This is a genomic window from Fortiea contorta PCC 7126 (genome assembly GCF_000332295.1).
Taxonomy (GTDB): Bacteria; Cyanobacteriota; Cyanobacteriia; order Cyanobacteriales; family Nostocaceae; genus Fortiea; species Fortiea contorta.
Genome location: NZ_KB235930.1, coordinates 2,366,378 through 2,377,107, shown reverse-complemented (window position 1 = coordinate 2,377,107; position 10,730 = coordinate 2,366,378). Strand labels below are relative to the sequence as shown.

Genomic DNA, 10,730 nt, shown 5'->3' with positions numbered 1-10,730 from the left:
ATTTGCAACTTATAATGGACGCTCTAGATCAGGGTTACTGGGATAAAGTATGACAATGCATCAAAAGATACTCGCTGCATCTCATTAACCTCAAAAACAAAATTAGTAAAAATACTTATGCTGGAGATACCATTTCACGGTTACAAGAGCAGTATTAAGTTACTGAAAAGCCCGCGTTTTTTACCCACGTTGCTTTTAGTAATGGATATTTTCACCTTAGTTGTATGTTTGCAGGTGGCTGTTTACTTACGCTTAGGTCAAGTATTGCCGAGTCTGAATCTGCTAATTTATGGTTTAATATCGCTTACCATCACTGGATTCTATTTAGCAGATACTTACCATCCAGACAAGCAAATTGCAGGTTTGCGCGCTCCGGCTCGGATCATCATCAGCAACTTAATCGTCGGCGCGATCGCCTATACTCTGATTTATCTATCCCAATCTTGGCCAGATTACCGCTTGTTAGAACCAAGCGTTTTATTCATTAGCTTGAGTATGTTTACCATCTGCGCGATCGCATTACGCTTATGGGCGGTAAAATGGTTGCGATCGCACGCTCAACAAAGTTATTGGTTAATCTTGGGTGCAAGTGATAGTGCCATCAAATTTGCCCAAATGTTTACAGAGCAAAACCCCCTAGGGCGATTGGTCGTCCTCGCCGAGACTGACCAAAATATCACACAATTAAGAAAAACAGCAGCAGAACTCAATTGCAGCGGCTGCTTCACCGACTTGCATCACTGGAATCAACAACCTTGGTCAGGAGTAGTCGTAGCCACCCAAATAGATTTTTCCGCCGCACAAATCCAACAATTGATGGAATTACGGCTGCAAGGCATCCCAGTTTATAGACTACCGGATATTTGCGAAACCTTGTGGTACAAAATTCCCTCCTCCCTATTAGAAGATAAATGGTTAGCCTTTAGCGCTGGATTTAATTTAATTTCTTGCGGTATCAGTCTCAAGCTGAAGCGGTGTACAGACTTAGTTGTCACCGTACTGCTATTGATATTACTCTTTCCCCTCATGGTTTTAGTATCGTTGCTAATTAAATTAGATAGTCCAGGCCCAATCTTCTATAGTCAACTCCGCACAGGCTTATACGGTAAACCATTCAGAGTTTATAAATTCCGTTCCATGTATCAAGATGCCGAAAAGCGCGGCGCACAATGGGCGTCTCAACGCGATCCACGCATCACCAGAGTGGGACACTGGTTAAGAGCACTGCGGATCGATGAACTACCGCAAATCTGGAACGTGCTCCAAGGTGAAATGAGTTTAATCGGCCCCCGTCCCGAACGACCAGAATTTGATATCAAGCTCAAACAAGCAATTCCTTATTATGAGTTACGTTATTTAGTCAAACCAGGAATCACCGGCTGGGCACAAGTACTATATCCCTACGGCGCCTCAGTAGAAGATGCCTACGAAAAATTAGCTTATGACCTCTACTACATCAAAAATTACTCCTTTTGGTTAGATATTGCGATCGCTTTTAAAACTATCAGAGTCGTGTTACTCGGTAAAGGCAGATGATGGGGAGGTGGGGAGATGGGGAGATGGGGAGATGGGGGGATGGGGAGTGTGGGGAGTGTGGGGAGTGTGGGGAGTGTGGGGAGTGTGGGAAGTGTGGGGAGTGTGGGGAGATGGGGTGACTCTTGCAAAAGTTGTTCTTAGCCTCCTCTTCTCTGCGCCTACCCTTCGGGAAGCCACTTCGTGTCTATGCGCCTTTGCGCGAAACAAAAAAAGATTTATCCAAAAAATCTAATCTTGAGATGGCAACAAATAAATTACCCCAGAAATCAAAGTTAAAGCGACAGCGACCCAAAAAGCAATCAAAGCGGGCATCTGCCAAACCTGCGATAATGGTGCGATCATGAGAGCGATCGCCATGATTTGACTAACAGTTTTGAGTTTACCCCAAATATTCGCCCCCGTAATCGTAGTTTGATTTACCCGCCAACCAGCGATCGCTAATTCTCGCGCTAAAATCAGAAACACTCCCCAAGCTGGCACTTTGCCGATTTCTACCAACACCAGTAATGGCGCAAGTACTAAGAATTTATCCACTAAAGGATCAAGAAACTTACCCAAATCGGTAATTTGGTTGAGTTTTCTAGCTAAATAGCCATCTAACCAATCAGTCAACGCCGCAATCAAAAAAATTCCTAAACAAATCCATCTAGCCTGTGGCGTCGGGTTGTACAAGCCATAAAGCAAAAATGGTACAGCTAAAAGGCGGGAAAATGTAATTGAGTTGGGTAAGTTCATCGCAAAAATGGGCATGGGGAATTGGTGATTATTTGTCTATCTTGTCCTATTCGCAAATTTTCAATTTTGAATTGGTATAGTCCCATGGCATGATCTGTGTTCTTGAGATTATCCCAAAAAAATTTATGACTGAACAAACAGATTCTTTATACCGTAGCGAACGGGATTCCATGGGCGATCGCCAAATCCTTAGTAGTGTTTATTACGGCATCCAAACACTAAGAGCAACGGAAAACTTCCCTATCAGCGGAATTAAGCCTTTATCTACTTACGTAGATGCTTGTTTATTAATTAAAAAAGCAACAGCTATTGTTAACGGTGAACTAGGTTGCATTCCCCCAGAAATCAGTCAAGCGATCGTTAAAGCGGCTGATGAAATACTGGCGGGGAATTTGCGCGATCAATTTGTGGTGGATGTGTATCAAGCTGGAGCGGGAACTTCCCATCACATGAATGTGAATGAAGTTTTAGCCAATCGCGCCTTAGAAATTCTGGGTGAGCAAAAAGGCAATTACCAGCGTGTGAGTCCTAATGACCACGTTAACTATGGACAGTCTACCAATGATGTTATCCCGACAGCGATTCGCATTGGTGGTTTATTGGCACTGGCGCATACATTACACCCAGCTTTAGATCAAGCGATCGCATCTTTAACAGACAAAGCCGCAGAATTTCAAGATATCGTCAAATCTGGCAGAACTCACCTCCAAGACGCCGTACCTGTGCGCTTGGGTGATAATTTTCAGGCTTGGGCGTGTATTCTAGGAGAACACCAAAACCGCATATACACCGCTTCCGGCGATTTGATGGTTTTGGGTTTGGGCGGAAGCGCAGCGGGAACTGGTTTAAATACTCATCCTTTTTATCGTGGGCGAGTTGTGCAAATACTTGCAGAGTTAATCAATTCTCCCTTAGAACCAGCACCGAATCTCATGGCTGCAATGCAGAGTATGGCTCCCTTTGTTAATGTCTCCGGCGCTTTACGCAACTTAGCCCAAGATTTAGTCAAAATCTCCCATGATTTAAGATTAATGGATTCAGGCCCCAAAACCGGATTCAAAGAAATTCAATTACCGCCAGTGCAACCTGGTTCCTCGATTATGCCAGGTAAATACAATCCAGTTATGGCAGAGATGACATCAATGGTGTGCTTTCAGGTGATGGGTTACGACAGTGCGATCGCCCTAGCCGCCCAAGCCGGACAATTGGAACTAAATGTGATGATGCCCTTGATCGCTTATAATCTCATTCACAGCATCGAAATTTTGGGCAACACCATCAACTCTCTCACAAAAAGTTGCATCCAAGGAATTACTGCTAACCGCGATCGCTGTTTAGCATACGCTGAAGGTAGTTTAGCCCTAGTTACAGCCCTCAATCCCCACATCGGTTATCTCAATGCTGCTGCTGTCGCCAAAGAATCCTTAGAAACAGGGAAATCTCTCAGAGAAATTGTCATCGCCAAAGGCTTGATGACTGCGGACGAATTAGCCGCAGTGTTAAATCTGGAACAGATGAGTGGTGTCTCACCCCTCAGGGCAGAACAAATAGAGATAGATTAAAACCATAGTAGGAAGATAGAAGAGGAAAAATCTTTTCTTTTCTATTTTCACTATGCGTAATTTACCATCCATGCAGACTCAACAACCAACTGTCAGTCTCATCCGGGCTACTTCCTACGAACGAGAAGCTTTGCGGGAATCACTAGTCACTTTGCTAGAACCTCTGGGAGGAATAGCGGCTTTTGTGAAAAAAGGCGATCGCGTCTTGCTCAAGCCTAACCTGCTCACTGGCTCCCGTCCTAGCAAAGAGTGTACCACCCGCCCCGAACTAGTTTATGAAGTTGCTCGCATGGTTATAGAAGTTGGTGGATTACCATTTTTGGGAGATAGTCCCGCTTTTGGTAGTGCTAAAGCAGTCGCCGTGGCCAATGGCTATCAGCCAATTATAGAAGAACTCCACCTCCCGATTATCGATTTTCACGGGCAGCGATACCAAACTATCGGTGAAAATTTTCAACACCTGCGTCTGTCTAAAGAAGCGATGGAAGCAGATGTCGTGATTAACCTACCCAAGTTCAAATCCCACATGCAACTCACATTAACAATGGGAGTCAAAAACCTGTTTGGCTGCGTTCCTGGGAAAATGAAAGCTTGGTGGCATTTAGAAGCTGGAAAAGATGCCAACCGCTTCGGCGAAATGTTAGTCGAAACCGCCAGAGCCATCAATCCTGATCTTACCATCTTAGATGGCATCATTGGTCATGAAGGCAATGGCCCTAGTGGTGGCGAACCCCGGCTTTTAGGTGTTTTAGCAGCCGCAGCCGATGTATTTGCTCTTGATCGCGCAGTGGTAGAAATCGTCAATGTTCCACCCCATCAAGTACCCACCATCGCTGCTTCCCAACGCTTGGGTATGTGTCCAGAACTCGCCCAAATTCAGTTTCCTCACTTAGAACCTGACTTATTACGCATCGAAGATTGGCGATTACCAGATAAAATGATGCCCATCGATTTTGCCATGCCCCGTGTAATTAAATCAACTTTCAAGCATCTTTACATCCGATTTATCAAAGAACCTATGAGCGCTTATGGTAGACATTAGACTTTTCAAAGGAGTCGGGAAAGGAGAAAAGGGAACAATAAAAATGACTTTCCTTAGTGGTATATCGCATTAATTTCGACTAGTTCGTAATGAAACACACCACTAGTTCCTAACTCCTTTTTCAACCAACGTCTATTAATTCTACAAACGCCAACTCTGCTACAGAAGTTATCAAATAAGCAGAGTAAACTACGACTACCCTCCGATTGTTTAACTAGACCGCCCTCATCTAGTGGCGGTTTTTTCGTACCCCTATTCACTATAATTTTTGTTGAAAATATATTTGATGTCAGAAAAATTTATTTCTTCCCCGTGATTTTTGATTGACAATAAAGTGTTTATTCTATCTCTATATAGATTGACAAAACCGCAGTGATATTGATCAATTTAGGTGATTTTCATGGAGCAGTACTTATTGAGCGCAATTATTGCATGAATACCGCTAAACTATTTAGGAGTGTATTTAGTGGTTCAGCAATAGTTTGTAGTTAAAAAAACAAAATTACTTAGTGGTAATTCAGTTTTCAACTGATTTAAGTGTAACTACAGCTTCGGTACTATCTCTCAAGAGATATTTTCAGTGTTTATTCGGTATTTTTCTGGACAAACCGCAACAGTTAATAATCGAAAAAACCTTATTACAAAAGCTTTTGAGGCGAAAATATATTTTTTATGCCGTCCATGTGTATTTTAAGAAAAAATAAAAAATGTAACTGCTGATGCTATTCTTTAAACAGAAGTGAGAATAATAGATTACACTAAACACAGAACAACATAAAAACATTAGTTAGCAATCAAATTATAAAATGTTTGTGCTCAACTTTGTATCCAAACGAAAAAGTAACAAATAATATTATGACACTTATAAAACTGGTTTAAATTCGACCATGATACAAATTTACGGTGAAACAATAGATAATATAGGATTAAGGCTCTCTTTAGGAGAGTAGACCTAGCAAGTGATGTGATGAATTGCAATTTTGTATGAATTTAAATAGCCAGTCTGCCAACTCTACCGATACATATTCCCATCGCTTGGCAGACATTGTGGGAACCGCGATCGCGCTGATAACTTTGACTCTACCTGTATTCTTTATTGCTCACTATTCATCGACCGATGTCTTGAATAGCCAACAACCACTGAGTTACAATATCCAAAAAAGTCAAGAATAAATAAGACTTGTTAACAACATTTCATCTGGACATGAAATCTAGTTACAAGCTTCATTACTTACCCTGCAAAAAATCCCGTGGTTGACTGTAGAAGTAACATCATGAAATAGCTACCACAAACAATATTGGTGATGAAATATTGTTGTTTACCCAGAACTTATATCGTTTGAGACACACAACACCTTGTCTCCAACAAACTTTAAACTTTAAAGCCTAATCTCGTTCCCAGTCCCTGATTGGGAACATTTACTATATAGGCACTAGGCCCCTTCGAGTCCACCTCATCCGCCGTTGTGAACCGAAAACTTTGGGAAGTAGTCCATCTTGGCCCTAAAATTCTACACGGGGAGCCAATATAGAGCACGCCCATAATTCACCCATACGGAGGAGTTTTTCTGTGGACTTATCCCGCGTACCAGCCCAACCAAAACCAGGTTTAATCAACGTTCTGATTGAAATCGTTGGTGGAAGCCAAAATAAATATGAGTACGACAAAGACTTACAAGCCTTTGCCCTAGATCGAGTGCTTTATTCTTCGGTAAAATACCCTTATGATTATGGGTTTATACCCAACACCCTAGCTGATGATGGCGACCCATTAGATGGTATGGTGATCATTGATGAACCCACCTTCCCAGGCTGCATCATTGCCGCGCGACCAATTGGCTTTCTAGAGATGATTGACGGCGGCGATCGCGACGAAAAAATTCTCGCTGTACCTGACAAAGATCCACGCTACGCCCAAGTAAAATCCTTGAAGGACATAGCACCCCACCGTTTAGAAGAAATTGCTGAATTTTTCCGCAGTTATAAAAATCTGGAAAAAAAGGTAACTCAAATTCTCGGATGGCAAGATGTTGACCAAGTAAAAGCATTGGTAGACAAGTCCATCAAAGCTGTTTAAGGTTAATTAGGCATGGGGGATAGGGGCTAGGGGCTAGGGATGAGAGAAGAAATAACCAATTGCTAATACCCAATGACGCCACTTGCGCTCTATACGGGAAACCCGCCAAAGTTTGCAAGAGCGGGGGGAAAATACACAAGCAACTTTTCTTTGCAATGCAGTGGCCTTCTAATACCCTATCCTCCATAATTGCCTCCCAAAATTGTGACAAAATCCCAAAATCAAATGCAACGTACTATCCTTTTGGCAAAAATTCATAACTGCACCCTCACTGGCGCAAATCTGGACTATGTGGGTAGTATCAGCATCGATCAAATCCTGTTAGAAAAATCTGGTATCTTACCCTACGAGCAGGTACAGATAGTAAATAAAAGCAATGGTGAGCGTTTTATTACCTACGCAATACCGGCTCCAGCTAATTCCGGAGTGATAGAGTTAAATGGGGCTGCCGCACGTCTAGGCATTATGGGCGATCGCCTGATTATAATGACTTACGGGCAGTTCACTCCAGAAGAGTTAAAAAATTACTCTCCTACGGTTGTCATAGTAGACGAAAAAAACCGACTCTTGGAAGTGCGGCACTACGATGACCTGCTCAATAAGGTCTAATTTCAAGAAAAATGTCAAATTTTGAGCTGTCGGGTTCCCAAAGCTATTTAGTCGCCAACCAAACTACCCTAACGAGTAGTGTAGAAGAAGAATTTTTAGTGAAATTTTGGGGTGTGAGGGGTTTAATTCCTACCCCAGGCTGCAGCACTAGCCGCTATGGTGGCAATACTCCTTGTGTGGAAATACAAGTAGCTGGAAAACACTTGATTTTTGATGGTGGTACTGGTTTACGGATATTGGGTAAAACTTGGCAGCAACAGCAACAGCCAATAGAAGCTCATTTATTTTTTACCAACTCCCAATCAAATCGCATTCAGGGATTTCCTTTTTTCGCCCCAGCATTTATAGCGGAAAACTGCTTTCATATATACGGTACTGCTGCTTCTAATAGTGCTTCTATTAAACAGTGCTTGTATGACCAAATGCTGCAGCCGCATTTTCCTTATCCGCTACAAGCAATGCAATCACAATTGCATTTCTATAATCTGACTCCCAATAGTGAGGTGAAGTTGGATGATGTGACGATGGTGACAGCACTGATCAATCAAGCTCTCAGGTCTGTTGGCTATCGAATTACATGGCAGCAAGCCAGCGTAGCATACATTACAGATTTACACAAGAGTATTGACAAAGTAGAGCAAGAACGAATTATCAAATTTATTACAGGGGTAGATTTACTGATTGCCAATGCTACTTACCCACCTCCCGCTGCTCATAAGCATGATTCAGCGGATTTGCACTGGCAAACTGCGGTTAATTTAGGAAATAAAGCTGGGGTGCAAAAGTTGGTTGTTTCGCATCACCACCCAGATGATGACGATAATTTTTTAGATCAGGTACAGGCTCAAATTAAATCCGTGTTTCCGAAAGCGTTACTAGCTCGTGAGGGTTTAATTTTATCTGTGGTTTAAAGTTAATGTGTGGTGAGTTGGCACAAAGCTGTGCTGAGTTGTTTGAGTTTGGCGGCTACTGCTCCACTGGTGAATAATTCTTCGGCTTTGGCTAAGGCTTGTGGCATATCTGGACAAATACCACTACGCCATAGATAAAATCCGCCGTTCCATAAAGCTGTTTGCGTTAGTTCCCCGGATTTACCAGCCAACACAGTCTGCATTTGGGCTAGTAGTTCTGTAGTAGTGTCAAGAGGGACATTTTTAGTCGTAAAGTTGTATTCACGGGGCACGAGATGCAACCGTTCTATTTCTGGGGATGGGGTGGATGAAGAGCGGCTAATAATGGCTGTGCGATCGCGTGGTAAGTCACAACTCCCTTCTAATCCCTTGACAAATGTGTATTTTCCCACCTCTCGTAATTCCAAAGCCACCTGAAACATTCCTTCTGTTGGTGGATGGACAAAACCGGCAATAATATGCTTATCCCCGGCATAAGGACACCAAATTAGTTCCATTGTGGCAAAAGGTGGACGCTTGCCGAGTTGATCGCGGTATTCCCAAATAGTCTTAGTTAAGGGAAAATGTCTAGGTGTATAGATAAATCCAATACCCGTTTGTTCAAATACTCTTTGGGTTTGGGCTAGGGATAAACTAGTCCAATCCACCCCCAATCCTTGCCAAATCTCTATTAGAGGTAGACCGTATTTCGTAGGTAGGCGATCGCCACCGTGCATCACTACTGGTTGTCCTGCGGTAGCTAGCAATAAAGCCGTGATGGGAGTGATGGGTGCAGTACGAGTTCTGCCATCATAAGGTACACCAAAAATGATTACTGGTTGATCGCCACCAATCGATGGCAATTTTGGCCCTAGTTCATCATAGGCGTCTAACATTCCCGCTAACTCTTCTCCCGTGGGACGCCGAATACGGTGGGCGATTAAAAATGCGCCGATTTGGGCTGGCGTCGCTTCTCCCAGTAGCATCATTTTCGTGGCCGTAGCTGCTTCCGCACGAGTTAAATTTTCTGATGTGTGGTTTCCACTCCCCACCTTTTGCAGCAATTCCCTAAATATGTTGCTCATAGTAGTCGATGGTCAAGGGTCAACTAAAGGCTGAAGGCTGAAATCTGAAATCTGATCCACTCGGTTTGTACCAATTTTTACTTCATCCTTTCTTTAATCAAGGGTCTAGTTGCAGAATTGAACTGTTGACTTTCGACCGTTGACTTTCGACCTATGATACTTCAACAAGCCGATCGCTGTTGACCAATTTGGGGGGGAATATTTTCTCGCACCAATTGCCAAAAATGCTTGATGGGGGGAATTTGCAGCCGATCTTGAGTTGTTACCATCACCACTCGCCGGGTTAAGCTCGAACCTTCAGCCACAGCACCCATGCTGTTACTCGCTAGGGGACGAATTGCCAAGCTGGGGTCATGACGTGCTTCCACTAATGCTGATTGCGGTAGCAAGGCGATGAGTTCTCCTTGGCGGACTACTCCCCGAAAGGCGTCTAGGGTATTCACCTCTAAAGCGGCGTGGAGTGTAGCTTCTAAGCGCTCAAATCTGTCTTGAATTAAGCGCTGCATCCCATAACCATCTTTAAAAACTACCTGTGGGTAGCGAATCAGTTCTGACCAAGGGATATGTTCATATTTGGCGAGGGGATGACTAGCTGCGCTGAGAACTTCTATGGGTTCATCGTATAGTGTTTCCACCACCATTTCTCTGCTCGTAGTCAAAAAGCGATTATTCATGACAATTGCCAAATCAACTAAACCATCTTTGAGGACTTTGAGGGCGCGATCGCTTCCTAAAGATGTAATCCGCAATTGCACATCAGGATAATCATGACAAAATTTCTGCAACACTGGTGGTAAATAAGAACCGCACAGAGAATGGATCGCGGCGATACAGAGTTCCGGTTGCTTACCTGCGATTAGATCTGCTAATTCGTCTGTCGCGCTTTGCCATTCTTGGCAAATTTTGCGGACACGGGGTAGCAACCTCTCACCTCCCAACGTCAGCTTGGCGTGGGTTGTTCTATGAAATAGTTCTACCGCCAAATCTGCCTCTAATGACTGGATTTGGCGACTAATTGTCGATTGAGTAACACCACACCTTCTCGCAGCTTGTTGAAAGCTACCGGTTTCCGCGATCGCCAGAAAGGCTTGCAACTGTTCTAGTCGCATGTTTTATGTAGCCTGAATTACATTTATAGCTTTTATTAACTTACTGGATTTTTAGCCATAATTTGGTAGAGTTTGCTACAAGTCT

11 protein-coding genes are annotated in these 10,730 nt (G+C 43.3%); 7 read left to right on the top strand and 4 right to left on the bottom strand.

Annotated elements, in window-relative coordinates; genetic code table 11:
- Window positions 1-201 precede the first annotated feature (201 nt).
- Window positions 202-1,536, top strand: coding sequence for a sugar transferase (locus tag MIC7126_RS0110920; protein WP_017653179.1), 1,335 nt, complete (start codon window positions 202-204; stop codon window positions 1,534-1,536).
- Here MIC7126_RS0110920 and MIC7126_RS30370 read toward each other — a convergent pair.
- Both MIC7126_RS30370 and pgsA read right to left on the bottom strand, forming a co-directional pair.
- A complete protein-coding gene (locus MIC7126_RS30370) occupies window positions 1,516-1,713 on the bottom strand; it encodes a hypothetical protein (RefSeq protein ID WP_081603018.1) in 198 nt (65 codons plus the stop codon). The genes MIC7126_RS0110920 and MIC7126_RS30370 overlap by 21 nt on opposite strands.
- Window positions 1,714-1,764: 51 nt before the next feature.
- Complete coding sequence (pgsA, locus tag MIC7126_RS0110910; protein WP_026100172.1) at window positions 1,765-2,271, bottom strand: CDP-diacylglycerol--glycerol-3-phosphate 3-phosphatidyltransferase; 507 nt, start codon at window positions 2,269-2,271, stop codon at window positions 1,765-1,767.
- Window positions 2,272-2,396: 125 nt separating this feature from the next.
- Between pgsA and MIC7126_RS0110905 the strand changes: the two genes are divergently transcribed.
- The 6 genes from MIC7126_RS0110905 (at window position 2,397) to MIC7126_RS0110880 (ending at window position 8,472) form a co-directional block, all read left to right on the top strand.
- A complete protein-coding gene (locus MIC7126_RS0110905; protein ID WP_017653176.1) occupies window positions 2,397-3,833 on the top strand; it encodes an aspartate ammonia-lyase in 1,437 nt (478 codons plus the stop codon).
- 70 nt (window positions 3,834-3,903) lie between these two features.
- Window positions 3,904-4,875: an Npun_F2552 family protein gene (locus tag MIC7126_RS0110900; RefSeq protein WP_026100171.1), complete on the top strand. Its 972-nt coding sequence runs from the start codon at window positions 3,904-3,906 to the stop codon at window positions 4,873-4,875.
- Window positions 4,876-5,859: 984 nt separating this feature from the next.
- The gene (locus tag MIC7126_RS0110895) at window positions 5,860-6,048 is read left to right on the top strand and encodes a TLTLP motif-containing protein (protein WP_017653174.1); all 189 of its coding nucleotides are present in this window, start codon (window positions 5,860-5,862) and stop codon (window positions 6,046-6,048) included.
- A 397-nt stretch (window positions 6,049-6,445) separates the two neighbouring features.
- Complete coding sequence (locus MIC7126_RS0110890; RefSeq protein WP_017653173.1) at window positions 6,446-6,952, top strand: inorganic diphosphatase; 507 nt, start codon at window positions 6,446-6,448, stop codon at window positions 6,950-6,952.
- A gap of 225 nt (window positions 6,953-7,177) precedes the next feature.
- Window positions 7,178-7,561, top strand: coding sequence for an aspartate 1-decarboxylase (gene panD / locus MIC7126_RS0110885; RefSeq protein WP_026100170.1), 384 nt, complete (start codon window positions 7,178-7,180; stop codon window positions 7,559-7,561).
- A gap of 11 nt (window positions 7,562-7,572) precedes the next feature.
- Window positions 7,573-8,472 (top strand): MBL fold metallo-hydrolase, encoded by a 900-nt coding sequence (locus MIC7126_RS0110880; RefSeq protein WP_017653171.1) that lies wholly within the window; start codon window positions 7,573-7,575, stop codon window positions 8,470-8,472.
- Window positions 8,473-8,474: 2 nt separating this feature from the next.
- Here the strand turns inward: MIC7126_RS0110880 and MIC7126_RS0110875 are convergent, their stop codons facing one another.
- Together MIC7126_RS0110875 and MIC7126_RS0110870 are read right to left on the bottom strand one after the other, a co-directional pair.
- On the bottom strand, window positions 8,475-9,536 hold the full coding sequence (locus tag MIC7126_RS0110875) for an anthranilate phosphoribosyltransferase family protein (protein WP_026100169.1): 1,062 nt from the start codon (window positions 9,534-9,536) through the stop codon (window positions 8,475-8,477).
- 161 nt (window positions 9,537-9,697) lie between these two features.
- Entirely contained in the window at window positions 9,698-10,645 is a 948-nt protein-coding gene (locus MIC7126_RS0110870; protein ID WP_017653169.1) for a LysR family transcriptional regulator, read from the bottom strand.
- Window positions 10,646-10,730 lie beyond the last annotated feature (85 nt).

What these genes read in the sequence shown, in the direction of transcription:
- MIC7126_RS0110905 (WP_017653176.1), top strand. Translation starts at nt 2,397, where the DNA reads ATGACTGAACAAACAGATTCTTTATACCGTAGCGAACGGGATTCCATG.
- MIC7126_RS0110895 (WP_017653174.1), top strand. Translation starts at nt 5,860, where the DNA reads ATGAATTTAAATAGCCAGTCTGCCAACTCTACCGATACATATTCCCAT.
- MIC7126_RS0110900 (WP_026100171.1), top strand. Translation starts at nt 3,904, where the DNA reads ATGCAGACTCAACAACCAACTGTCAGTCTCATCCGGGCTACTTCCTAC.
- MIC7126_RS0110920 (WP_017653179.1), top strand. Translation starts at nt 202, where the DNA reads ATGGATATTTTCACCTTAGTTGTATGTTTGCAGGTGGCTGTTTACTTA.
- pgsA (WP_026100172.1), bottom strand. Translation starts at nt 2,271, where the DNA reads ATGAACTTACCCAACTCAATTACATTTTCCCGCCTTTTAGCTGTACCA.
- MIC7126_RS0110870 (WP_017653169.1), bottom strand. Translation starts at nt 10,645, where the DNA reads ATGCGACTAGAACAGTTGCAAGCCTTTCTGGCGATCGCGGAAACCGGT.
- MIC7126_RS0110875 (WP_026100169.1), bottom strand. Translation starts at nt 9,536, where the DNA reads ATGAGCAACATATTTAGGGAATTGCTGCAAAAGGTGGGGAGTGGAAAC.
- MIC7126_RS0110880 (WP_017653171.1), top strand. Translation starts at nt 7,573, where the DNA reads ATGTCAAATTTTGAGCTGTCGGGTTCCCAAAGCTATTTAGTCGCCAAC.
- panD (WP_026100170.1), top strand. Translation starts at nt 7,178, where the DNA reads ATGCAACGTACTATCCTTTTGGCAAAAATTCATAACTGCACCCTCACT.